20 protein-coding genes are annotated in these 24,131 nt (G+C 71.1%); 7 read left to right on the top strand and 13 right to left on the bottom strand.

Going from position 1 to position 24,131, the window contains the following annotated elements; genetic code table 11:
* Positions 1-2 precede the first annotated feature (2 nt).
* A complete protein-coding gene (locus tag ACQEVJ_RS33095) occupies positions 3-662 on the bottom strand; it encodes a DUF305 domain-containing protein (RefSeq protein WP_433107930.1) in 660 nt (219 codons plus the stop codon).
* 289 nt (positions 663-951) lie between these two features.
* On the opposite strand from ACQEVJ_RS33095, the gene ACQEVJ_RS33100 reads away from it, so the two are divergent.
* On the top strand, positions 952-2,667 hold the full coding sequence (locus ACQEVJ_RS33100) for an LVIVD repeat-containing protein (RefSeq protein ID WP_433107932.1): 1,716 nt from the start codon (positions 952-954) through the stop codon (positions 2,665-2,667).
* 102 nt (positions 2,668-2,769) lie between these two features.
* Here the strand turns inward: ACQEVJ_RS33100 and rny are convergent, their stop codons facing one another.
* The 3 genes from rny to recA all read right to left on the bottom strand — a co-directional run bounded on the left by rny (position 2,770) and on the right by recA (position 6,765).
* On the bottom strand, positions 2,770-4,392 hold the full coding sequence (gene rny, locus ACQEVJ_RS33105; protein ID WP_433107934.1) for a ribonuclease Y: 1,623 nt from the start codon (positions 4,390-4,392) through the stop codon (positions 2,770-2,772).
* A 280-nt stretch (positions 4,393-4,672) separates the two neighbouring features.
* Positions 4,673-5,278: a recombination regulator RecX gene (recX, locus tag ACQEVJ_RS33110; protein ID WP_433113114.1), complete on the bottom strand. Its 606-nt coding sequence runs from the start codon at positions 5,276-5,278 to the stop codon at positions 4,673-4,675.
* Between the two features lie 386 nt (positions 5,279-5,664).
* Positions 5,665-6,765 (bottom strand): recombinase RecA, encoded by a 1,101-nt coding sequence (gene recA, locus ACQEVJ_RS33115; RefSeq protein ID WP_433107936.1) that lies wholly within the window; start codon positions 6,763-6,765, stop codon positions 5,665-5,667.
* Between the two features lie 330 nt (positions 6,766-7,095).
* Between recA and ACQEVJ_RS33120 the strand changes: the two genes are divergently transcribed.
* Positions 7,096-7,371, top strand: coding sequence for a hypothetical protein (locus ACQEVJ_RS33120; protein ID WP_433107938.1), 276 nt, complete (start codon positions 7,096-7,098; stop codon positions 7,369-7,371).
* A 24-nt stretch (positions 7,372-7,395) separates the two neighbouring features.
* Here the strand turns inward: ACQEVJ_RS33120 and ACQEVJ_RS33125 are convergent, their stop codons facing one another.
* From ACQEVJ_RS33125 to ACQEVJ_RS33155, 7 genes are all read right to left on the bottom strand, one after another.
* Entirely contained in the window at positions 7,396-8,481 is a 1,086-nt protein-coding gene (locus ACQEVJ_RS33125) for an ABC transporter permease (protein ID WP_433107940.1), read from the bottom strand.
* The gene (locus tag ACQEVJ_RS33130) at positions 8,478-9,356 is read right to left on the bottom strand and encodes an ABC transporter ATP-binding protein (protein WP_433107942.1); all 879 of its coding nucleotides are present in this window, start codon (positions 9,354-9,356) and stop codon (positions 8,478-8,480) included. The genes ACQEVJ_RS33125 and ACQEVJ_RS33130 overlap by 4 nt, the downstream gene beginning before the upstream one ends.
* Entirely contained in the window at positions 9,349-9,657 is a 309-nt protein-coding gene (locus tag ACQEVJ_RS33135; RefSeq protein ID WP_433107944.1) for a winged helix-turn-helix domain-containing protein, read from the bottom strand. Before ACQEVJ_RS33135 ends, ACQEVJ_RS33130 begins: the two co-directional genes overlap by 8 nt.
* The gene (locus ACQEVJ_RS33140; RefSeq protein ID WP_433107946.1) at positions 9,654-10,085 is read right to left on the bottom strand and encodes a hypothetical protein; all 432 of its coding nucleotides are present in this window, start codon (positions 10,083-10,085) and stop codon (positions 9,654-9,656) included. Before ACQEVJ_RS33140 ends, ACQEVJ_RS33135 begins: the two co-directional genes overlap by 4 nt.
* Positions 10,086-10,325: 240 nt before the next feature.
* Positions 10,326-10,520 carry a DUF3046 domain-containing protein gene (locus ACQEVJ_RS33145; protein WP_433107948.1) on the bottom strand — a complete coding sequence of 65 codons (195 nt, stop codon included), beginning with the start codon at positions 10,518-10,520 and terminating at the stop codon, positions 10,326-10,328.
* 74 nt (positions 10,521-10,594) lie between these two features.
* Positions 10,595-11,083, bottom strand: coding sequence for a VOC family protein (locus ACQEVJ_RS33150; protein WP_204047141.1), 489 nt, complete (start codon positions 11,081-11,083; stop codon positions 10,595-10,597).
* A 45-nt stretch (positions 11,084-11,128) separates the two neighbouring features.
* Positions 11,129-11,272 (bottom strand): hypothetical protein, encoded by a 144-nt coding sequence (locus tag ACQEVJ_RS33155; RefSeq protein WP_433107950.1) that lies wholly within the window; start codon positions 11,270-11,272, stop codon positions 11,129-11,131.
* A 128-nt stretch (positions 11,273-11,400) separates the two neighbouring features.
* Between ACQEVJ_RS33155 and ACQEVJ_RS33160 the strand changes: the two genes are divergently transcribed.
* Positions 11,401-16,941 (top strand): Lhr family helicase, encoded by a 5,541-nt coding sequence (locus ACQEVJ_RS33160; RefSeq protein WP_433107952.1) that lies wholly within the window; start codon positions 11,401-11,403, stop codon positions 16,939-16,941.
* Positions 16,942-17,120: 179 nt separating this feature from the next.
* Here ACQEVJ_RS33160 and ACQEVJ_RS33165 read toward each other — a convergent pair whose 3' ends face one another.
* Both ACQEVJ_RS33165 and ACQEVJ_RS33170 read right to left on the bottom strand, forming a co-directional pair.
* Positions 17,121-17,804 carry a M15 family metallopeptidase gene (locus tag ACQEVJ_RS33165; protein WP_433107954.1) on the bottom strand — a complete coding sequence of 228 codons (684 nt, stop codon included), beginning with the start codon at positions 17,802-17,804 and terminating at the stop codon, positions 17,121-17,123.
* A gap of 16 nt (positions 17,805-17,820) precedes the next feature.
* Positions 17,821-18,996 carry an ROK family protein gene (locus ACQEVJ_RS33170; RefSeq protein WP_433107956.1) on the bottom strand — a complete coding sequence of 392 codons (1,176 nt, stop codon included), beginning with the start codon at positions 18,994-18,996 and terminating at the stop codon, positions 17,821-17,823.
* Positions 18,997-19,220: 224 nt separating this feature from the next.
* Here ACQEVJ_RS33170 and ACQEVJ_RS33175 point away from each other — a divergent pair, with 224 nt between their 5' ends.
* The 4 genes from ACQEVJ_RS33175 (at position 19,221) to ACQEVJ_RS33190 (ending at position 24,060) form a co-directional block, all read left to right on the top strand.
* Entirely contained in the window at positions 19,221-20,549 is a 1,329-nt protein-coding gene (locus ACQEVJ_RS33175; RefSeq protein WP_433107958.1) for a sugar ABC transporter substrate-binding protein, read from the top strand.
* A 3-nt stretch (positions 20,550-20,552) separates the two neighbouring features.
* Entirely contained in the window at positions 20,553-21,569 is a 1,017-nt protein-coding gene (locus ACQEVJ_RS33180) for a carbohydrate ABC transporter permease (protein ID WP_433107960.1), read from the top strand.
* Entirely contained in the window at positions 21,566-22,417 is an 852-nt protein-coding gene (locus ACQEVJ_RS33185; RefSeq protein WP_433107962.1) for a carbohydrate ABC transporter permease, read from the top strand. The genes ACQEVJ_RS33180 and ACQEVJ_RS33185 overlap by 4 nt, the downstream gene beginning before the upstream one ends.
* Before the next feature lie 122 nt (positions 22,418-22,539).
* Positions 22,540-24,060 carry a glycoside hydrolase family 3 protein gene (locus ACQEVJ_RS33190; RefSeq protein WP_433107964.1) on the top strand — a complete coding sequence of 507 codons (1,521 nt, stop codon included), beginning with the start codon at positions 22,540-22,542 and terminating at the stop codon, positions 24,058-24,060.
* The last annotated feature ends 71 nt before the right edge of the window (positions 24,061-24,131 follow it).

A 24,131-nucleotide genomic window follows, 5' to 3' on the forward strand; every position in this document is an offset into this window, starting at 1 on the left:
GGTCACGCTTTGGCGAGAAGCGTGCGCATCCGGTCGATCTCGATGCGCTGGTCCGCGTCGACATGGGTGACGAACTGGTTGATCTCTGACTCCTCGCCTCCCCCGTCTCCGAAGAGCCGCTCCACCATGGTCAGCGCTCCCAGGTGGTGCTGGATCATGTATTCGTAGAAGAGCCGGTCGAACGGCGCCCCCTTGGCCTGCTCTAGTTCGGCGAACTGCTCCTCGCTGAGCATGCCGGGCATGATCTCTCCGCCGCCGTGGTCGTGCCCCGCGCCGGAACCCACGCTCGGCACCTGCTGGAGCCGGGCCCTGAGCCAGCGCACCATCAGGTCGATCTCGTCTTGCTGGGAGATCTCGATCCGCTTGGCGAAACGCGGGAGGTCCCCGCTCTCGCTGCGCCCGGCGACGAGCGCGGTCATGCGCAGGGCCTGGGAATGATGCCGGATCATCCCCTGCATGAACCGCACGTCGGCGTCGGTGTACTCCCGGCCGTCGGAGCTCGGCACGTCGCCGGCCGGCAGGACCTTGCTGCCCTGTCCCGGCGCGCCCGGCTGCACGACGTTCATCTTGGCCGGTTCGGTGGTCTCGGCCGTACAGGCGCTGATCGCGGCAGCGGCGAGCACGAGCGCGAGAAGCTGCCGGAACGAGGTCGGGGAGATCATGGCCTGCACTCGCTTCTTTGGCTGTTGGGGGGATATCGGCCAAACCGGAGGATGTGTAGGCGTATAGCACATTCACCCCAGATTCAGTTAGTGTCCCCCAAACGCCGCGTAGATCTTTTGGGAGCTGGGCCGGGCCCCGGGATCTGTCGCACGCGCAATGGGTCACGCCGGCAAGACCAGAAAAGGAGGGGTGCGACCCTTGAGAATCAGCGGTGCGGCAGCACGTTGGGGGCGTGCTGGATTAAGGAAGATCGGAGTCGTCGCCGCAGGGGCGGTCCTGGTGGGCCTCATGCCCGCCACGGCCATGGCGGACGACAGCGATCCTCGAGCCGGCCTTGGAGCCGGTTGGCTGGATGCCCAGCAGGCGAGCCAGGGGCTGGAACTCCTGGCTCACCGGGACAAGCCTGAGGGCTTCTACCAGGCATCGAGCCCGGGCAACTCGTCGTACGCGAACTCGGACATGGCGTTCAGTGGCAAGTACGCGTTCGTCGGCAACTACACCGGCTTCAACATCTACGACGTCTCGACACCCTCGAACCCGGTCCTGGCCACCTCCGTGGTGTGCCCGGGCGGCCAGGGCGACCTGTCCGTGTACGGCAACCTGCTGTTCATGTCGGTGGAGGAGACCCGGGGCCGGATCGACTGCGGCACGCAGGGCGCGAGCGGCACCGTGAACCCGGACCGCTTCCGCGGCGTCCGGGTCTTCGACATCAGCAACATCAGCAAGCCGGTCCAGGTGGCGGCCGTCCAGACCTGCCGTGGCTCGCACACGCACACCCTGGTCACCGGCAAGAACGACCCGGACAACGTGTACGTCTACGTACAGGGCACGGCGAGCATCCGCTCGGGTTCCGAGCTCGCGGGCTGCGCCAACACCGCGGCGACCGACCCGAACACGTCCCAGTGGCGTATCGAGGTAATCAAGGTGCCGGTGGCCGCGCCGCAGAACGCGGCGATCGTCTCCACGCCGCGCCTGTTCACCGACCCGGAGACCGGGGCGATCAACGGTCTGCAGAACACCCCGCAGACCCCGCGGCACCCGTCCGGCTCTGCCTGGTCGCCGTCGCCCGTCACCACCCACTGCCACGACATCACGGCCTACCCCGAGATCGGCCTCGCGGCCGGGGCGTGCGCGGGCAACGGACTCCTGATCGACATCTCCGACCCGGCCAACCCGAAGCGGCTCGACGCGGTGACGGACCCGAACTTCGCGTACTGGCACTCGGCCACGTTCAACAACGACGGGACCAAGGTCGTCTTCACGGACGAGTGGGGCGGCGGCAGCGCGGCGCGTTGCCGGGTCACCGACGAACCGTCGTGGGGCGCGGACGCCATCTTCGACATCGTCGACGGCAAGCTGAAGTTCCGCAGCTACTACAAGCTGCCGGTGCCGCAGACGAACCAGGAGAACTGCGTCGCGCACAACGGATCGCTCGTTCCCGTGCCCGGCCGGGACATCATGGTCCAGGCCTGGTATCAGGGCGGCGTCTCGGTGTTCGACTTCACCGACTCGGCCAACCCGCATGAGATCGCGTACTTCGACCGTGGTCCGGTCAGCGCGGCCTCTCTGCTCCTCGGTGGTTTCTGGTCCGCGTACTACTACAACGGCCATGTCTACGGCAGCGAGATCGCCCGCGGGTTCGACGCGTTCACGCTGACTCCGAGCGAGCACCTGGACCAGGCCGAGATCGACGCGGCGGCCACGGCCACCTTCGACCGGTTCAACAGCCAGCACCAGCCCCGGGTGACGTGGCCGGCGAGCTTCCCGCTGGTTCGCGCCTACTACGCGCAGGCGCTGCGCACCGGCACCATGAAGAAGGCCACGGCCGACAACGTGCGAAAGTTCGTCGACCGGGCCGAGCGGTTCACCGACGGGCCGCAGAAGAACGCCGCCGTGGCGCAGCTTCGGGCCGTCTCCCACCAGCTCGACACCTCCGTCGGCGCGCAGGCGACGCTGGCGAAGGCGCTCAACGACCTCGCCGACGCGCTCAGCCTCAAGGCTTAGCCGCCTGATCAGGGGGCGTCCCGCCGGGGCGTCCCCCGCACGACCGGGGCCCCCGCCCATTAGTGGGCGGGGGCCCTTGGCCGTGCTTCACCGGGCGAGGCTCTACCGGGCGAATTCCGTGGCGCGGGACTCGCGGACCACGGTGATCCGGATCTGGCCGGGGTAGGTCAGCTCCTCCTCGACCTGCTTGGCGACGTCCCTGGCGATGACCTGTGCCTGGATGTCGTCCACGTTCTCGGGCCTGACCATGACCCGGATCTCCCGGCCCGCCTGCATGGCGAAGACCTTGTCCACGCCGTCGTACGACTGGGCGATCTCCTCCAGGCGCTCCAGCCGCTTGACGTACGCCTCCAGGGACTCGCGCCGGGCGCCGGGGCGGCTGCCGCTGATCGCGTCCGCGGCCTGGGTGAGGACCGCCTCGACGGTCCTGACCTCCACCTCGTTGTGGTGCGCCTCGATGGCGTGGACGACGTCCTCGTGCTCGCCGTACCGCCGGGCGATCTCCGCGCCGATCATCGCGTGGCTGCCCTCGACCTCGTGGGTGAGCGCCTTGCCGATGTCGTGCAGAAGCGCGCAGCGCTTGACGAGGTCACGGTCGAGCCGCAGCTCGGAGGCCATGATCCCGGCGATGTGCGCCGACTCGATCAGGTGCTTGAGCACGTTCTGGCCATAGGAGGTGCGGTAGCGGAGCTGGCCCAGCAGGGTGACCAGCTCGGGGTGCATCTCGGTGATGCCCAGCTCGACCAGCGCGTCCTCTCCCGCCCGCACGCACAGGTCTCGCACCTCGGCCTTGCTCCGCTCGTACGCCTCCTCGATGCGCTGCGGGTGGATCCGGCCGTCGAGCACGAGCTTCTCCAGCGTCAGCCTGGCCGTCTCCCGGCGGACCGGGTCGAAACACGACAGCAGCACCGCCTCCGGCGTGTCGTCGATGATCAGGTTGACCCCGGTGGTGGACTCGAAGGCCCTGATGTTGCGGCCCTCGCGGCCGATGATGCGGCCCTTCATCTCGTCGCCGGGCAGATGGAGGACGCTCACCACAGACTCGGCCGTCTGCTCGGTGGCGACCCGCTGCACGGCCAACGTCACGATCTTGCAGGCGCGCTTCTCGCCCTCCTTCCGGGCCTCGCCCTCGATCTCCCGGACGATCAGCGCGGCCTCGCGCTTGGCCTGGTTCTCGATCTCCTTGACCAGCTCCCCCTTGGCCTGCTCGGCCGTCAGGCCGGCGACCCGCTCCAGGATCTCCTGTCGCCGCTCGGCCACCCGCTCCAGCTCCTCGCGGCGGTCGGCCAGCTCGGTCTCGGTCTCGGCCAGCTTGCGGGCCCGCTCGGCCTGCCTGCGCGCCTCCTCGTCGAGCCGCTGCTCGCGCTCGGCCAGCCGGTTCTCGCGGCGTTCGAGGTCAGAGCGCAGCTCCTTGAGCTCCGTCTTGAGGATCCGCGCCTCCTCCTCGACCTCCTTGCGCGTCAGCGCGGCACTCTCGGCGAGTGTCTCCGACTTCTTGAGAATCTCCCCCGCGTCATGCTCCGCCTTCGTGCGGATCTCCTCGGCCTCGCGTCTGGCCCGTTCGAGTTCCTCGTTGACCTCGGCCTTCACCTCGGCGAGTTGCTCGGACGAGGGGCCGGACGGTGCGACGGCGCCGGTGCGGCGCATGACTATGACGAGGGCGGCGATCATCACGAGAGCCAGCAGCACTACCGCAACCGCAAGAACGATCACGATCGTGTCCATGCGCGCTCACCCCTCACGACAACTATTGGCAGGGGTCACACGCGCAGCACGGCAGCGCCCGGTGGCGTCACCAGGACAAATATCGTCGCAATGCCCGGGCGCCCCGAGGGGCGACCGAAATGGCCCGAAGGCCGGTCAATGTCTCTCGTCCGTCGTGGTACACCGTTATGGCAATCCGCGCTGCGCGGAGTAACTCCTCACTGCGGTCGAGATTAAGCGTCAGAGAGGTAACGAGCAAGCAAAGATGCCCTGTCAAGTGACTTTTGCGTGGTGCTATGGCTCACTCGAAGGTATCCGGAAGCCCATCCGACGGGCTGCCTTCGGCCTCGATCGCCTCTCGGACCACACGGAAGGCCAGGCCTGGAGAGTAGCCCTTGCGGGCCAGCATGCCGACCAGTCTTCGCATGCGCGCCTGCGGCTCCACCCCGCGGGTGGCGGCCAGCTTCCGATCCACCAGCCTGCGTGCGGTCTCGGCCTCCTCGTCCGGATCGAGTCGCCCGACGGCGTCCTTGACCGTCTCCTCGGCCACGCCGCGCTGCCGCAGTTCCTGGGCGAGCGCGCGGCGGGCGAGCCCGCGACCGGTGTGCCGGGAGCTCACCCACGCGGCGGCGAACGCCTCGTCGTCGATGAGCCCGACCTCGGAGAACCGCTCCAGCACGGCGTTCGCCGCCTCCTCGGGCACCTCCCGCTTGCGCAGGGCGTCCGCGAGCTGGGCCCGGGTCTTGGGCGCCATCGTCAGCAGCCGCAGGCAGATGGCTCTGGCCACCGCCTCGGGGTCGGCCGGCGGTCCGTCGCTCGCCGCCGCGCCTTCCTGCGGGCCGTCGGGAAGCCACCCGCCGGACCTCTTACGCTCTCGCCTGCCTCGCCGGGCTCCCCGGTCGGTCAGCGCTCCCCAGTCTGTCAGCGCATCCGGGTCTCCCTGCGCTTCCGAGTCTGTCAGCGCATCCCGGTCTCCCAGCGCATCCCGGTTTCCCAGCGCATCCCGGTCTCCCAGGCCTGCCCGGTCTCCTCGCCGACCGCCACGTCCCCGACGCCGCCGTCCGGCCCCGCCGGCGTCCTGACTCGCCTCCGCGCGCCCGATCTCCGCCCGCCCGATCTCCGCGCGCCCGATCTCCGCACGCGCGATCTCCGCACGCAGGGCGGCGATCGTCGCGGACGCGTCCTCAGCCGGCCCTGACGGCTCCTCGACCGGCCCCCAGGGTCCCGAGTTCCAGTCCCCCGGCCCGATCCCGTCGTCCGGGCCGGGGGGCTCGTCGCGCCTCATGCCTGCGCTCAGACGTCACCCGGCTTGGGCGCGCTGGCCGCCTTGCTGCCCCGGCCGGACGTGGGGGCGGGCGGCGCCGCCGGAGCGGCGACGGGCTCGCTCGGCGAGTCGAGCCGCGGCCCGACCCCGAGCTTCTCCTTGATCTTCTTCTCGATCTCGTTGGCGATGTCGGGGTTGTTCTTCAGGAAGTTGCGGGCGTTCTCCTTGCCCTGCCCGAGCTGGTCGCCCTCGTACGTGTACCAGGCGCCGGCCTTGCGCACGAACCCGTGCTCGACGCCCATGTCGATCAGCCCGCCCTCGCGGGAGATGCCGATGCCGTACAGGATGTCGAAGTCGGCCTGGCGGAAGGGCGGGGCCATCTTGTTCTTGACGACCTTCACCCGGGTCCGGTTGCCGACCGGCTCGGTGCCGTCCTTGAGCGTCTCGATCCTGCGCGCGTCCAGCCGCACCGACGCGTAGAACTTCAGCGCCTTGCCACCCGTGGTGGTCTCGGGGCTTCCGAACATGACGCCGATCTTCTCGCGGAGCTGGTTGATGAAGATGGCGGTGGTCCGGGTCTGGTTCAGCGCGCCGGCGATCTTGCGCAGGGCCTGCGACATGAGGCGGGCCTGGAGACCGACGTGGCTGTCGCCCATCTCGCCCTCGATCTCGGCCTTCGGCACGAGGGCCGCGACCGAGTCGATCACGATGATGTCGACGGCGCCGGAGCGGATCAGCATGTCCGCGATCTCCAGCGCCTGCTCACCGGTGTCCGGCTGGGAGACGAGCAACGCGTCGACGTCGACGCCCAGCTTCTTGGCGTACTCGGGGTCGAGGGCGTGCTCGGCGTCGATGAACGCGGCGATGCCGCCGCCCTTCTGGGCGTTGGCCACGGCGTGCAGGGCGACCGTCGTCTTACCGGAGGACTCGGGGCCGTACACCTCGACGATCCTGCCGCGGGGATAGCCGCCGATGCCGAGGGCGACGTCGAGAGCGATCGAACCGGTGGGGATGACCTCGATCGGGGCACGCGCGTCGTCTCCGAGACGCATGACGCTGCCCTTGCCGAACTGCCGCTCGATTTGCGCGAGGGCGGTCTCAAGGGCCTTCTCGCGGTCGTTGATTGCCATTGGGTGCCCCCTGGAGGGTGGTCGTCTACTCGGTCACCGAAAAACTACGGGGTGCCACCGACATTTTCCGGGGCTTCCCGCACGCCGCCCCGAAAGGCGGGCCGGGAGCCTGTCGCGCCCCGGCGCCGTGACGGCGCGCACCCCGGCGGCGACCAGTCCAATATAGCCGAACGGCTGTTCGATCAATGCCCGAACCGCCACGGTGCGCGGCGAGGGAACGGCATCCCAACCGCGCCGTTACATTCCCGGGCGTTACCCCAGCGTGGTTGTCAGCGCGCTGACCTGGGACGATCCTTGTAGCAAAGCTGGATCTCCCGCTGGAGGGGCCACGTGACGGGCACCGGCGACTACAGCGGACAGCGCCTGGCCCACCTTGAGGCGCTCGCGGCGCGACTCCCCGAGCGCGGTCTCACCGCGCGACTGCTCGGCACGGACGATCCCGTCCTGTCCGTCTGGCACCCGGACACCGGCAGGCAGACGATCGTCTTCGCGACGCCCGCCAAGGAAGGCTGGATGTTCCTGTGGGCCCCGGGCGGCCAGGAGAGCGCCGACGACCCCGGCCGCGCGGCCGAACTGATCAGTCAGACACTCTCCCGGCAACCCTGACCCTCCAGCGGGCGCTCCCGGCCGTCAGCGGACGACTTCGCCCAGCTTGACCCGGGCGCCGGTGCGGAGCACCGCCCGCCGGTAGACGCGGGCCGCGCCCAGCAGGACGGCCACCACGGCCACGATCATGAGCGCTCCGGCGATGAGGATCTCCCCCAGCGGCACGTCGACGGCCGCCGTACGCACGGGCATGACCATCGAGGAGAACGGCGGCACGAACGACAGCACGCGCGCGACCGTGCCCGTCGGCTCGACGGCGGCGAAGTAGGCCGTCAGGTAGGTGAACATCATGAGCATGGTCATCGGCGTCAGGACGGTGTTGAGCTCCTCCTGCCGCGACACCAGGGAGCCGAAGGCGGCGGCGAGCGCCGAGAAGAAGGCGTAGCCCAGCACGAACCAGACGACCGCGCTGACCACGATTCCCCCCATTCCGGGGGGCAGATCGGCCGTGAAGCCGGTCGCGAACGACGCCGAAAGACCGGCGGCGATGACCACGACGAGGTTGACCAGCCCCAGCGAACCCAGCCCGACGATCTTGCCGCCCAGGAGCTGCCAGGGACGCACCGAGGTGAGCAGGATCTCCACGATGCGGCTGCCCTTCTCCTCCACCACGCCCATGGCGACGAACATCGAGGAGTAGATGAGCAGGAAGAACAGCACCATCACGATCAGCGTGGCGATGCCGGTGCGCACGCCCTGGTAGCGGGCGTCGACGCCGACCGACTCCACCGTCAGCGGCGTGATCGTGAGGCCGGCCGCCTTGATCTGATGGTCACGGTGGGCGCTCTCCAGGATCAGCCCCAGCCGCTGGTCGAGTTCGCCGTTCGCGAGGACCTTGTCCCCGTTGATCAGGGCCGCGTCGAGGTCGCCGTCGATCACGGCCTTCCTCGCGGCCGCCTCGTCCGGCCACCTGGAGTACGCGAGCTGAGCCGCGGGCGGGGGCGCGTCGCCTACGACGCCCACGTCGTAGGTGTCGTCCCCGCCGAGGACCTTCGGCAGGAACGCCAGCGCGGCCACCAGGACCGCGCTGACCGCCAGACTGATCAGGTACGACTTCGTCCTGACGCGCGTGCGGATCTCCCGCTGGGCCACCAGCCACAGCCCGTTCATGCCACCGCCTCCCTGAAGATCTCGGCCAGCGTCGGCTGCCTGCGGCCGAAGTGCTCCACCTTGCCCGCCCTGATCGCCGTACGCAGGATGTCCTGGTCGTCGCCCTCCTCGCACTGCAGGACGTCGCGGTCGCCCTCACGGGTCAGCTCGCCGGGCAGGCCGTCGGCCCAGCCGGGCGCGGCGTTCCTGACCACGACCCGCAGCACCCCGCGGCCCTCCCGCTCGCGCAGCTCGCCGACCGGTCCGTACGCCACCATGCGGCCCGCCGAGATGATGCCGACCGAGTCGCAGAGCTGTTCGACCAGGTCGAGCTGGTGGCTGGAGAAGATCACCGGCACGCCCGCGGCGGCGCGGTCCTTGAGCACCTCCGCGAGCGCGTCGACCGCCAGCGGGTCGAGGCCCGAGAACGGCTCGTCGAGGATCAGGACCGCCGGCTCGTGGACGAGCGCGACGGCGAGCTGCACCCGCTGCTGGTTGCCGAGCGACAGCGCCTCCACGGCGTCGTCACTCCGCTCGACCAGGCCGAGCCGTTCGATCAGCGCGGCGGTGGCCGAGCGCGCGGCGGCGGGGGCGAGCCCGTGGAGCCTGCCGAAGTATTCGATCTGCTCGGCGACCTTCATCTTCTGGTAGAGGCCGCGCTCCTCCGGCATGTAGCCGAACGTGCGGCGGTCGTCGTACGTCACCGGGCGCCCGTCGAGGCGCACCTCGCCGGAGTCGGCGTCGAGCACGCCCATGACGATCCGCATCGTCGTCGTCTTGCCCGCGCCGTTGGCGCCGACGAACCCGAACATCTCGCCGGGCCGTACGGTGAAGCCCACCCCGTCGAGGGCGGTCTTGTCTCCATAGCGTTTACGCAGGCCGTCGATCTCAAGCATGGGGGGTCGCCTCCACAATTCGTCGCAGAACGTCCATGTATGTCTCGAAGGCCATACGCCCCTGATCGGTCAGCGAGAGCCAGGTGCGTGCGCGCTTGCCGACGAAGGTCTTCTCCACCCGGACGTAGCCGGCCTGTTCGAGCGTGAGGATGTGCTTGCTGAGCAGCGAGTCGCTGACCTCGATGGTGTCGCGGAGGAAGCGGAAGTCGGCCCTGTCCGCCGCGGCCAGGGCCGCCATGATCGACAGCCGCACCGGCGCGTGGATGATCTCGTCGAGCTCGTGGCGCGGGTGGGCGGTCATCGGTTCCTCATCACCCGGAGCCCGCCGTACACCATGGGCAGCCCGGCGAGCACCGACAGCGCGACGAACGCCGCCGTCCAGCCCGCCGCGGGCCGGTCGGGCCGCAGCCAGACGCCGACGACGAACGGCAGCATCATCGTCACCACGTACGCGGCCGAAACCGGCCCGTTGATCCGCTTCATCAGCCGGTCGTGAACCCGCAGCCGGGCCCAGTACACGCACAGGGCGATCGTCACGACGACCCACCCGAGCCCGGCGATCAACGGCAACGGATGGCCGCCGAGGAAGATCGCCGGCCAGTAGACCATCGTGGCCAGTCCCACGAACAGGTACGCCCGTCCGGGCCCGCGCGAGGAATGCCGAACCCGCCGGCCCACACGCCCGATCTCCTGCAGAGCCTCATCGGGAGTGAAGTGGTCTCCGCTCATGAGCTTCCTCCGTGTTCATTCGCTCAACAAGCTAGCAAGGACTCAACCGGCGTTCAAGTGGTTGTCGTAGGCGAAGGAAGAAGTGAGTCATGGATGTGCCGGTTCGGCGCGTGGCGGGATCACACCACTGCGGTCACGGAGTGGAGTCGGCGCAGACCACCGCCGAGCGGCACCTGCGGGCGCGGTGAGACGGCGGCGCCGCCGCTGCGGCGGACTGTCGGCAGGGTGGAAGAGGGGGCGTCAGCGCAGCCTGGGGTCCACGTCGACCTCCTGGCAGACGGCCTGCCAGACCTGCTTGGCCGCCACGCCCTCCGCGAGGGCCTGCTCGACCGTGCGCCCGCCGAGCCCGGCGATGACGTAGTCCTTCGCCCACGACTCCGCGTACGCCTCGCCGAAGTGGCGGCGCATCTTGTTCCAGAAGTCTGTGAGGCGCATGGGTTCAGTATGACGCCGCGGCCGGTCTGACCCGTCCGGCCGCGGCGCTCGCTTCCCGCCTGCGGGAGACGGCGTCACATGACGCGGGTGCCGTACATCTCGCCGAGCGGGTCGGCGAGCAGCTCCAGGCGGGCGCCGTCCGGGTCCTGGAAGTAGATCGAACTGCCGCTCTCCACCTGGTACGGCACACCGGCGGCGTCGAGCTTGCCGCGCAGGCGCTCCCACGTCGCCCGCTCCACGGAGATCGCGATGTGGTGGAGCCCGCCGAGGACCTCCTTGTACGGCTCCAGGTCGAGGCCGGGGAGGTCGAAGAACGCCAGCAGGTTGCCGTTGCCGATGTCGAAGAAGAAGTGGTTGGACCCGCGGTAGTCGCGGTTCTCGAAGATCTCGGTCAACGGGAACTCGAGGAGCTCGTGGTAGAAGCGGATCGTCCGCTCGACGTCAGACGAGATCAGCGCGAAGTGGTGCAGGCCCCTCGCGCTGCTGGCGGCACGGCGCTCGCCCAGGTAGCGCTCGCGAATCCGCGCGCGCTCCGCCTCGATGGCCGCGTAGTCGATTTCCATACTGAGGAAGATTGTCCCGACAGCGGCATCTCATGCCATCCGGGGTCAGGAGAGCAGCCATCTTCGCCAGCCGACCCATTCCGCGCGTTCCGCCCGCAGCGCCTCGTACCGCGACTCGCGGGCCTGGCGGGCCTGGCTGGCCTGGTGGGCGAGGTCCTGCCGGTCGGTGCGGCTCGTCCTGCCGAACATGTCGTCTCCCCATCCGTCGAAGATCGTGGTCGCGTCGTACGGGATCAGCCTGCCTGGGCCGGCTTGCCCGGCACTTGCCTCTCACCTGGTGACGGGATGGCGGCGCGGCGTTTTCTGTCGGTGGGGCGATGCATGATGGGCAGGTGGGTGCGATCGACGGCTTCAGCCCGGTGACCAGGGAGTGGTTCACCGGCGCCTTCGCGACACCGACCGCCGCGCAGGAGGGCGCGTGGTCGTCGATCGCGCGGGGCGAGAACACGCTCGTGGTCGCTCCCACCGGATCAGGCAAGACGCTCGCGGCCTTCCTGTGGGCCATCGATCGCCTCGCCGTCGAGCACACGGCGGGCCCGGCCTCGCCGGGAGACGTGGCGGCACGGGAGGAGCGGGACGGCGGGTCCGGGGTGCGGCCCGGCGAGCGGCTCAGCGGATCTGCCCCGGCGCGGCAGGGCGAGCTGCCCGGCGGATCTGTGGCGGGGCAGCCCGGCGGCCGTCGCGGCGCGCGACGCGGCCGGAAGGATGACGGGGAGCCGCCCCGGCCGTGCCGGGTCGTGTACGTCTCCCCCTTGAAGGCCCTCGCGGTGGACGTCGAGCGGAACCTGCGGGCCCCGCTCACCGGCATCCGGCAGACGGCGCTGCGGATGGGCCTGCCCGCCCCCGACATCTCGGTGGCGATCCGCTCCGGAGACACCGCGGCCGAGGAGCGACGCCGTTTCGCCGCCCGGCCCTCCGACATCCTGATCACGACGCCCGAATCCCTGTTCCTGATCCTCACGTCGCAGGCGCGCGAGGCGCTGCGCGGCGTCGAAACCGTGATCGTGGACGAGGTCCACGCCGTCGCCGGGACCAAGCGCGGGGCTCACCTCGCGCTGACGCTGGAGCGGCTCGACGCCCTGTTGCCGGCTCCGGCCCAGCGCATCGGGCTGTCGGCGACCGTACGGCCGGCCGAGGAGGTGGCGACGTTCCTCGGCGGGTCCCGCCCGGCCACGGTCGTGCAGCCGCCCTCGGAGAAGGTCATCGAGGTCGACGTCGTGGTCCCGGTGGAGGACATGACCGAGCTGGCCCCGCCTCCGCCCGGCGCGGACGGCGAGTCGCCGGAGCACCGCAGGAGCATCTGGCCGCACGTCGAGGAGCACCTTCTCGACCTGATCGAGGCCCATCGGTCCACGATCGTCTTCGCCAACTCCCGGCGTCTGTCGGAGCGCCTGTGCACCCGGCTCAACGAGCTCGCCTGGGAACGGCGGGCCGCTCCCGCGCGGGGCGAGGGTCCGAGCCCGGGCCTGGGAGATCCGGCCCACTGGTCGGACGCCTTCGAGGAGTTGCACGCGCAATGGTCGGACCGGCGCGACGGACCTGATGCCCGGCGCGCGGACGCCGAGCACGCGGACGCCGAGCACGCGGACGCCGAGCACAGGGGCACCGGGCGGACGGACGCCCTATGGCCGGATGACCAGCGCGCGGATGCCTGGCGGACCGGCCCGGCGGCCATGCCGTCGGAGATGATGGCCCAGGCGGGGGCCTCGGGAGGCGCGATCCCCGAGGTGGTGCGGGCGCATCACGGCTCCGTCTCCAAGGAGGAGCGGTCCCAGATCGAGGAGGCGCTGAAGTCGGGCCGCCTGCCCGCGGTGGTCGCCACCTCCAGCCTGGAGCTGGGCATCGACATGGGGTCGGTCGACCTGGTGGCCTGTGTCGAGGCGCCGCCCAGCGTGGCGAGCGGCCTGCAGCGCATCGGCCGCGCCGGGCACCAGGTCGGGGCCGTGTCCCGAGGCGTGATCTTCCCCAAATATCGGGGCGACCTGGTTCAGACGGCCGTCGTGGCCGAGCGTATGCGCACGGGGCAGATCGAGGAGATCCGCTATCCGCGCAATCCCCTCGACGTGCTGGCCCAGCAGATCGTCGCGATGACCGCGCTCGACGAGTGGACGGTCGACTCGCTGGAGGCGGTGGTGCGCCGGGCCGCGCCGTACGCCACGCTGCCGCGCAGCGCGCTGGAGGCGACGCTCGACATGCTCGCCGGGCGCTACCCGAGCGAGGAGTTCGCGGAACTACGGCCGCGCATCGTGTGGGACCGGGTGACGGGCACCCTCCAGGGCCGTCCCGGTGCCCAGCGCCTGGCGGTGACCAACGGGGGCACCATCCCCGACCGCGGGCTGTTCGGCGTGTTCCTGGTGGGCGACAAGGCGTCGCGCGTGGGCGAGCTGGACGAGGAGATGGTCTACGAGTCCCGCGTCGGCGACGTGTTCGTGCTGGGCGCCACCTCGTGGCGGATCGAGGACATCACCGCCGACCGGGTCCTGGTCTCCCCCGCCCCCGGCCAGCCGGGCAAGCTGCCGTTCTGGCACGGAGACGCGCCGGGCCGGCCCGCCGAGCTGGGCCGGGCGATCGGCGCGTTCCTCCGCGAGTTGTCGGCCGCCGGGGCGGGCGGCCGGGGCGGCTCGGCGCCGGCGCGCGAGCGGATCCGCGCGGCGGGGCTCGACGACTACGCCGTCGGCAACCTGCTCGCCTACCTGACCGAGCAGCGGGAGGCGACGGGCTACGTGCCCGACGACCGCACGCTCGTGGTCGAGCGGTTCCGCGACGAGCTGGGCGACTGGCGCATAGTGATCCACTCCCCCTTCGGCGCGCGGGTCCACGCCCCCTGGGCGCTCGCCGTCGGGCGACGGCTGCGCGAGCGGTATGGCGTCGACGTCCAGGCCGTCCACTCCGACGACGGCATCGTGCTGCGCGTGCCCGACACCTTCGAGGACGCGCCGACCGACGTCGCGGTGTTCGACGCCGAGGAGATCGAGCAGATCGTCGTGGAGGAGCTGGGCGGCTCCGCCCTGTTCGCCTCCCGGTTCCGGGAGTGCGCCGGACGCGCCCTCCTGCTGCCCCGCCGCTCGCCCGGCAGGCGCAGCCCCCTGTGGCAGCAGCGCCAGCGGGCGGCCCACCTGCTCGGCGTCGCGAGCAAGTACGCCGGGTTCCCGGTGGTGCTGGAGACGATGCGCGAGTGCCTGCAGGACGTCTTCGACGTGCCGGGCCTGGTGGAGCTCATGCGCGACGTCGCCGCCCGCCGGGTGCGGGTGGTCGAGGTGGAGACCTCCCAGGCGTCCCCGTTCGCGGCGTCGCTGCTGTTCAACTACATCGGCGCGTTCATGTACGAGGGCGACGCGCCGCTGGCCGAGCGGCGGGCGCAGGCGCTCGCCCTCGACACCGCGCTCCTCGCCGAGCTCATGGGGCAGGCCGACCTGCGGGAGCTGCTCGACCCGGATGTCGTCGCCGAGACCGAGCGGGAGCTGACGCGGCTGGACAGGCCGTTGCGCGACGCCGAGGACCTCGCCGACCTGCTGCGCTCGCACGGCCCGCTGCTCGCCCAGGACGTCTCGATCCGGGAGGGCGACCCCGCCTGGCTCGCCGACCTGGAACGGGCGCGCCGGGCCATCCGGATACGCGTGGCGGGCCACGAGCAATGGGCCGCGGTGGAGGACGCCTGGCGCCTGCGCGACGCGCTCGGAGTGCCGTTGCCGGTGGGCGTCCCGCACGAGTTCCTCGAAGCGCCCCTCGCCGGTGGGCCCGCCGGGCCGGGCCGGGCCGCCGCCCCCGATCCGCTCGGCGACCTGGTCGCACGCCACGCCCGCACTCGCGGGCCGTTCTCGTCCGGCACGGCCGCCGCGCGCTTCGGCGTGGGCGTCGCGGTGGTCGACGAGGCGCTGCGCCGTCTCGCGGCGGCGGGCAGGGTGGTCGCGGGCGAGTTCCGCCCCGGGGGCCGGGGCGAGGAGTGGTGCGACGCCGGGGTGCTGCGGCTGCTGCGGCGCCGGTCGCTGGCGCGGCTCCGCAAGGAGGTCGAACCGGTCCCACCGGAGACGCTGGCGGCGTTCCTGCCCGCCTGGCACGGCATCGTCCCGCAGAGCATCACGCCGACCGGCGGCGGACCGGGCGGGAACGGCGGCAGGACCGGGCCGACGGGGCCCGGTGCCCATAGCGGCTTCGGTACGCAGGGCGGCTTCGGCGCACAAATGGGCCAGGAGACACAGAGGGGCCTGGAAGCACAGAGGGGTCTGCAAGCACAGAGGGGTCTGCAAGCACAGGGGGGTCTGCAAGCACAGAGCGGCTACGGCGGGCAGCGCCCGGCATGGCGGGAGGATCCGACGCGGCCGGAGGGGTGGCACGCGGGTCCGGTGCGGCAGGAGGGCCACGGCTCGGCGCGGGCGATGGACGCTCTGATCACGGCGATCGAACGGTTGCAGGGAGCGGCCGTCCCCGCTTCCGCGCTGGAGTCGCTGGTGCTCCCCGCGCGGGTGCCCGGATACTCCCCCGCCCTGCTCGACGAGCTGACCTCGTCCGGTGAGGTCGTATGGGTGGGCCAGGGCTCCCTGCCCGGCGGCGACGGGTGGGTCGGTCTCTACTTCGCCGACACCGCACCCCTGCTGCTCCCCACACCGTCTGAGATCACCATGACTCCGCTGCACGAGCAGATCCTGGAGATCCTGAGCGGGGGCGGCGCGCTGTTCTTCCGCGAGTTGTCCAACCGGATCGCGGCGGCGGCGCTCGGCGACCAGGTGCCGCCCCTGTCCGGCCCGGACGCCGCCTCGGCCCGCCGGGCCAGAATCCTCGGCCGCGTCACCGGTGCCACCGGGACGCCCGCCGCCCAGCCCGGCACCGCGGAGTCAGCCCAGCCCGGCACCGCCGCACGACCCGAAGGGGACGAAGGCGGCACCACGCCGGGGACATCCACCGAGCCCACCGGCACCGGCCCGGGCGCGTTCGCCCGTCAGGGCGCAATGGGGCCTGACGGCGCGGCGGGTGTCGCGCGTGCGAGCGCGGTGCCGGACGACACGACACTCGCGGCGGCCCTGTGGGACCTCGTCTGGGCGGGCCGGGTCACCGGCGACACGCTCGCCCCGCTTCGCTCGACGCTGGGCACCGGGCGGCCCGCCCACCGGCCTGCGGCGACCAGGCGCCGCCGCGCGGTGCTGCCGACGAGAAGCGGCCCGCCGACCGTGAGCGGCCGGTGGTGGCTGCTGCCCTCGCCGTCGTCCGACGCCACCCAGCGGGCGCACGCGCAGGCCGAAGTCCTGCTGGAGCGGCACGGCGTGCTGACGAGGGGCGGCATCGCGGCCGAGCGCCTGCCCGGCGGGTTCTCCGCCGTCTACCAGGTGCTGCGCGCCTTCGAGGAGAGCGGCCGGTGCCGCCGGGGCTACTTCGTCGAGGGTCTGGGCGGCGCCCAGTTCGCCCTGCCGGGCGCGGTCGACCGCATGCGCGCCATGTCCTCCACGCGCCCCGCTCCGGCCGAGGACCTGTGGTCGATCCCCGCCTCGCCGCCGCCCCGCCGTGCGGTCGTGCTCGCGGCGACCGACCCGGCCAACCCTTACGGCGCGGCCCTGCCCTGGCCGGACCGCACGGACGACGTGACCCACAAGCCGGGCCGCAAGGCCGGCGCGCTGGTGGTGCTGGTGGAGGGTGCGCTGATCCTCTACGTGGAGCGCGGCGGGAAGACCCTGCTCTCGTCCGGGCCCGAGGAGGACCTGCGGCCGGCCGTGCAGGCCCTGGCCGTCGCGGTGAAGCGGGGGGCCCTGGGCAAGCTCACCGTCGAGCGGGCCGACGGCACCGCGATCGCCGACTCGCCCCTGGCGGATGCCCTGGAGGCCGCCGGGTTCCACCCCACCCCCCGCGGTCTGCGCATCCGCGCGTGACCAGGTTGGCGTTCAGCAGGCGGGGCCGCGCCCATCCCGGGCACCGGTCACCCCAGAACCGGCACAGACCCCCGCGCGCTCGGCGTAAGGCCGCTCACCCGCTCACCGTGATGCTCGACCAGGTCGTGGCCCGGAGCGGCGCGCTCGCCCCGCGGACGCGCCGGCGGGGGCATGGATTCCTACAGTTCGACGGGGCCGTAGATGGCGGCGGGGGCGCGGAGGGTCATGGCCCAGTAGCGATCGCCGTACGACCAGTGCCACCACTCGGTCGGATAGTTGACCAGCCCGGCCGCCTCCAGGGCCGCGCGCAGGACGTCGCGGTTGCGCCGCGCCTCGGCTTCCACGGGGGCGGCGGTGTAGCACGCGCCGCCGCTCTGCTCGGGGGTGGCGTTGACCGCCGTGCCCATATCGAGCTCCACCCCGTCGTCGTCGCACAGCGTGAGGTCGACGGCCGCGCCCGCCGTGTGCGGGGCCACCTCGATCGGCGAGACGTACCGGCTCGCGGCGACGTGCAGCTCCGCGCCCGACATGTGGGGGAACGCCGCCCGCAACTCGTCCTTGTACTCCTCGAAATACTTCGTCTGCAGCGCCGGCGGGCGGTAGCCCTCGACCACCACCAGGTTGCATCCGGCGGGCAGGCGCTCCTGGGCCTCCTCGAGACGGGCGAGCAGCCCCTCACGCAGGTGGGCGTAGGCCCCGGCGGGGTCGGCGAGCCGTCCGTCCACCCGCAGCCGCCCCCGTACGTCGCTCAGCTTCTCCCCGCACTCGTTCACGCCGATCGAGGTCACGCGAGGGTCGGAGATGAGCACCGGGCCTTCGGCGAGGCCGGGCGCGGCGGAGCGATCACGAGGAGAGTCGGACATAAGGAGCAATCTATCGTCAGACGGTGTCCGAGAAGACCTCTTCACGCGCTCGGTCCAGTGCCGCGACGATTGCACCCATGAGAACGGGATTGCCCTCCACTCCGGTCGCCATCACCGTGGGACGGCTCGGGCACACCCGGGCCACCGCCTCCTCGACGCGCTCCGCAAGGTGAACGCCGCCGGCCCTGCCCACGTCACCGCCGAGCACGACGAGTCCCGGGTCGAGGACCACGGAGACCGCCGCGACCCCGACCGCGAGCCGCCCGGCCAGGTCCTCGACGAAGGCCTCGTTGCCGGCGTCGATCGCCGTACGGACCAGGTCGGCCACCTCGGTGTCCAGCAGGTCCGCCGCGGCGACGCCGTGCGCGCGGGCCAGGTTCCACAGCCCCTCTCCTCCGACGAGGCGCTGGAAGGAGCCGGTCTGCGGCGCGGTGACCGCGCTCGGCAGCGGTTCCCCGGGGACGGGCAGCCAGCCGATCTCGCCCGCGCCGCCGGTGATGCCGCGGTGCAGCCGACCGCCGAGCATGACGCCGAGGCCCTGGCCGACGCCGGTCCACAGGATCACGAAGTCGTCGGCGCCCCGCGCGGCGCCGTACGTCTGCTCGGCGAGAGCCGCCAGGTTGACGTCGTTCTCGATGATCACGCATTCGCCGAGCAGGGTGCGCAGCCCGGCCAGGATGCCGACGTGCCAGGTGGGCAGGTCGACCGAGTAGCGCACGTCGCCGGTGAGCGGATCGACGACGCCGCGCGTGCCGATGACGAAGCAGCGCAGCCGGGTGAGTTCTATCCCGGCCGTCCCGCAGGCCCGCTGAACGGCCTCGTGGACGATGCGCACGGGATCGCGGGCCTCGCTCGGGTCCACGGTCACCTGCGCGACGACCGTGCCGGTGATGTCGGCGACGGCGGCCGTCACGCTGTCCGGCAGCACCTCCAGCCCGGCGACGTACGCGCTGGAGGGGTTGACCCCGTACAGCGCGGCGTTGGGGCCGCGCCCGCCGGGTCGCTCCCCCGCGGCCGTGACCAGCCCGCGCGTCTCCAGCCGGGCCAGGAGCTGGCCGGATGTGACCTTGGACAGGCCGGTAAGCTCTCCCAACTCAGCCCTGGTCAGCGGGCCTCTGGAGATGAGGAGTTCCAATGCCGCGCGGTCGTTGATCTGCCGAAGCAGCCGAGGCGTACCCGGTCGTTGAGGCACCGGCTGGTTCCCCTCTCGTCACGATCCGCTAACGCGGTCTTTTTTATAAGAAAGTTTCTTGTTAGTTTATCGCCAGCCAGCCCGGAGGCAACCGATCAGCCTCGGGACGCCAGAGCGCCGACCGAAAGGAGAGCGCCTTCCGGCAGGTGAGCGGCCCGCCGACACCCCCCACGAGGCGCACCCCCGACGCGAAGCCGGGAAGGGAGAGAACCATCGTGAAGATCATGAAGATCGCGATCGCGACCACCGCGACCGCTGCCCTGGCCCTGGGACTCGCAGCTTGCTCGAGCGACGACTCCGGAAGCACGACGGCCCCGTCGTCCTCCGCCGCCGCCGCCGAGAACGGTCCCAAGTTCGCAGGCCAGACTCTTACCGTGTGGCGACTCGGTGCCCCCACCGACGTCTTCACCAAATACATGGACGACCTGAACGCCAAGTTCAAGGAGAAGACGGGCGCCGAGGCGAAGGTCCAGTGGATCCCCTGGCCCGACGCCCAGAAGAAGTGGACCACCGCGCTCGCCGGCGGCGAGGGCCCGGACGTCACCGAGTTCGGCAACGACCAGGTCGCCGCCTGGGTGGCGCAGGACGCGCTCGCGGACATTACCGACGCCGCCAAGAGCGACCCCGAGCTCCAGCAGATCCCGCAGAACCTGTGGAGCTACGAGACGATCGACGGCAAGATCTACGCCGTGCCGTGGGGCGGCGGCACCCGCGCCGTGCTGTACCGCAAGGACTGGTTCGACAAGCTCGGCATCGAGGTCCCCAAGACCTGGGACGACCTGGTCGCGGCGGCCAAGAAGATCGTGGACAAGCAGGGCAAGGACGTCGACGGCTTCGCCTTCAACGGCGGCTCCGACGCGAACATGTCGCTGTCGCCGTTCGTCTGGTCGGCGGGCGGTGACTTCGCCAAGTTCGAGGGCGGCAAGTGGGTGGGCCAGCTCACCCAGCCGGCCTTCAAGGAGGGCTTCCAGTTCTACACGGACCTGGTCGCCAAGGACGGCGTGTCCGGCAAGGGCCGCCTGACGCAGAACTCCGTGGACATCGCCCAGCGCTTCGCCGCCGGCAAGGTCGGCATGTACGTCACCGGCGGCTGGGACATCGCCGCCATCAAGGAGCAGAGCAAGGGCAAGGTCGACGAGTCGAAGATGGGCTTCTTCTCGCTGCCCGCCAAGGACGGCTCCGGCCCGGCCCCGGCCTTCCAGGGCGGCAACGACATCGCCGTCTGGAAGGACGCCAAGAACCCCGAGCTCGCCCTCGAGTACGTCAAGCTCGCCGCGGGCAAGGAGTTCGGCGTCCGGTACGCCAAGGAGGGCGGCCTGCTCCCGCTCTACCCCGACGCGCTCGCGGAGATGGGCAGTGACCCCGCCCAGAAGCCGTTCACGGACACCTTCAAGGTCGCCAAGGGCTTCCCGGCCAGCCCCAACTGGGCGGAGGCCAACGACACCAAGGCGGTGCTGCAGAACGCGGCGCGTGAGGTGATCGAGGGCAAGAAGGCCGTCGACCAGGCTCTGACGGACGCGAACACCGAGCTTGAGACGATCCTCAACCAGTAGATCATGACTCACTCGTCAACCCTCGCCCGGGGCGGAGCCGACACCTCCGCCCCGTCGCGGCGCAGTCGCAAGCGGACGCGCGGGACGGGGCTCTCCCCGAAGACCGTCCCGTACGTCCTGCTCCTGCCCGGCTTCCTGGTCATCGCGGTGCTGCTGCTCTACCCGCTGTACCAGATGGTCGAGATGTCCTTCCACAAGGTCGGGCTCCGGCAGATCAAGGCCGTCAACCCCGCTCCCGCCGAGTTCGTCGGCTGGGACAACTACTCGCAGATCCTCGACTCGGACCTGTTCTGGTCGTCGCTGCGCAACACGGTGCTCTTCGCCGTTGTGACCGTCGCGCTGACGCTCGTCCTCGGGACCCTCGTCGGCCTGTTGCTCAACAAGCTCGGCCCGAAGATGTCGACCTTCGTGATCGTCGGCATCATGGCCGCCTGGGCCACCCCGCCCACCGCTCAGGCGGTCGTGTGGAAGTGGCTGTTCGACTCCGACGCCGGCATCGTCAACTGGACGTTGAACCTCCTGCCCGACTGGCTGTCGAACCTGCTGTTCGGCCGCGCCGACTGGAGCGGGCACCCGTGGTTCAACGACACGCTCACGCTCTACTTCGTGCTGATCGTGGCCGTGGTGTGGGCGTCGTTCCCGTTCATCGCGGTGTCGGTGCTCGCGGGGCTCAAGAGCATCCCCTCCGAGCTGTACGAGGCGGCGAAGATGGACGGCTCGGGCCCGGTCCTCACGTTCAGGAGGATCACGCTTCCGCTGCTCAAGCCGGTGTTCTCGGTGCTCGTCGTGTTGTCGATCATCTGGGACTTCAAGGTCTTCACGCAGCTCTACCTGCTGGCCGGCGGCACGGTGAACCGCGACGCGTTCAACCTGTCGCTGTGGAGCTACGCCGAGGCGTTCAGCAGCCCGCCGAAGATGGGCCTGGGCGCCGCCATCGCGGTCGTCCTGACCGTGATCCTGCTGCTGATCACCTTCGTGTACGTGCGTCAGATCGTGAAGACGGAGGACGACATCCGATGAGCCCGCTCGCCCGCAGGAGGCTCGGACGGGCCGCGCTGAACGCGGCCGGGATCGTGGTGTTCCTCTTCGCGGTCTTCCCCGTCTACTGGATGGTCACCACGGCCTTCAAGCCGAACGACCAGATCTTCACCACGAGCTTCATCCCGTTCCCCAGCCCGCCCTCGATGGACCACGTCTCGCGGGTCTTCACCAAGGGCGTCGCCGGCCACTCCGTCTGGCAGTACCTGTTCAACAGCACCCTCGTGGCGCTCAGCGCCGTCGTGCTCGGCGCGGTGTTCGCGCTGCTCGCGGCGACCGCTGTGGCGAGGTTCCGCTTCCGTTTCCGCACCTCGTTCCTGATCCTGCTGCTGATCGTGCAGATGGTGCCGGCCGAGGCGCTGCTGATCCCGCTGTTCACCATGGTCAAGCGGCTCGGCCTGTACGACCAGCTGCTCGGCCTGATCGTCATCAACGTCGGCCTGACGCTGCCGTTCTCCGTCTGGATGCTGCGCACGTTCGTCGCGGCCGTGCCGAAGGAGCTGGAGGAGGCGTCCTGGATCGACGGCGCGGGCCGGTTCACCACGTTCTGGCGCGTGCTGTTCCCGCTCGTCGCGCCCGGCCTCGTCGCGACCAGCATCTTCGCGTTCATCACCACCTGGAACGAGTTCGTCTACGCTCTGACCCTCATCGGCGACCAGGGCAAGTACACGATGCCGGTCGCGCTGCAGTTCTTCGTCGGCCAGCGGTCGACCGACTGGGGCGGCATCATGGCCGCCTCCACCCTGATGACCATCCCGGTCCTCGTCTTCTTCCTGCTGGTCCAGCGGCGGATGGTCTCCGGCCTCGTCGCGGGCGCGGTCAAGGGATAACCACACCGCCACCGGCAACACCACCCTCGTACGGCCGCTCGTACGGCCACCGCAACCCGGTGGCCGTACGGGCCCTGCCCGCGCGCCCTCACACCCACTGTCACCTAAGGAGCCGTGACACCATGTCCGCCACCCGCGACCCCCTGCCGGGGGCCGCCGAACCGTCCCCGCGTACCGGCGACCCGGGCCTGCACCGGCTCGCGGCGGGCGCACTGCTGATCTCGTTCCAGGGCACGACCGCGCCGGATTGGGTCCTGCGCGGCCTGGAGGACGGTCTGGGCGGCGTCTGTCTCTTCGGGTTCAACGTCGCCGACGGCGAGCAGGTCGCCGCGCTCAGCGCCCGCCTGAACGAGGCGGGACGCCCGATCATCTCCCTGGACGAGGAGGGCGGTGACGTCACCCGGCTGGCCTACCACACCGGGAGCGCCTACCCGGGCAACGCGGCGCTCGGCGCGGTGGACGACGTGGCCCTGACCGAGCGGGTCTACCACGCGATGGCCGCGGACCTGGCGCGGTGCGGGGTGAACCTCGACATGGGCCCGGTGGCCGACGTCAACACCGCCGACGACAACCCGATCATCGGCACCCGGTCGTTCGGCTCGTCGCCTGACCTCGTGGCACGGCACACGGTCGCCGCCGTACGCGGCCTGCAGTCGGCGGGGATCGCCGCCTGCGTCAAGCACTTCCCCGGCCACGGCGCCACCCATCAGGACTCCCACCTGGAGATCCCGCTGGTGGACGCCTCGCTCGACCTGCTGAGGGAGCGCGAACTGGTCCCCTTCCTCGCGGCGATCGAGGCCGGCGCGAAGTCCATCATGTCGGCGCACGTGGCGGTCCCCGACCTGACCGGGACGCTGCCCGCCACACTGAGCTGGGAGACGCTGACCCGGCTGCTGCGGCGCGAGCTGGGCTACGACGGCGTCGTGATCACCGACGCCCTCGACATGCACGCGATCAGCAGGAGCGTGGGGCTCGCGGAGGGCGCGGTGATGGCCCTGGCCGCGGGCGCCGACATGCTGTGCCTCGGGCCGCTGCCCACGCCGGATGACATCCGGAGCATCGTGGATCACATGGTGGACGCCGTCGCCGAGGGCAGGCTCACGGCGGAGCGGCTGGAGGAGGCCGCCACGCGGGTGGAACGGCTGCGCGACTGGTTCGCCGGGGAGCACGGATCCGCCGGGAAGAACAGCGAGGTGACGGAGGGCGACGTCGTCGGCCTGGACGCCGCCCGCCGCGCCGTGTCGCTGACGGGCTCGGCGGGACCGCTGGCCGATCCGTTCGTGGTCGAGATCGACACGCCGCCGACGATCGCGGTGGGCGAGGTGCCCTGGGGAATCGCGCCGTGGCTGCCGCAGGCCGAGATCGTCCGGGTCAGGCCGGAGAAGGCCGACGCAGGGGCATTGCTCGGGCGGGCGAGGGACCGCTCGCTGATCGTGGTCGTCAAGGACGCCCACCGCCACCAGAGCAGCCGCGACCTGATCTCGGAGCTGCTCACCGCCCGCCCGGACGCCGTCGTGGTGGAGATGGGCCTGCCGATCTGGCGGCCCGGCGCGAGGGCCTACATCGCGACGTACGGCGCCGCCCGCGCCAACGCGCGGGCCGCGGTGGAGCTGCTGAGCGGTGGTCCCTTGGCGGTCAGGTAGCCGTCGTTGGCGTCGATCGCGGGTGGATGTCCGGGACGCGTGCCAGACTCGCACACGTCCCGGACATCCAC

Source organism: Microbispora sp. CA-102843, from assembly GCF_050936215.1.
GTDB lineage: Bacteria > Actinomycetota > Actinomycetes > Streptosporangiales > Streptosporangiaceae > Microbispora.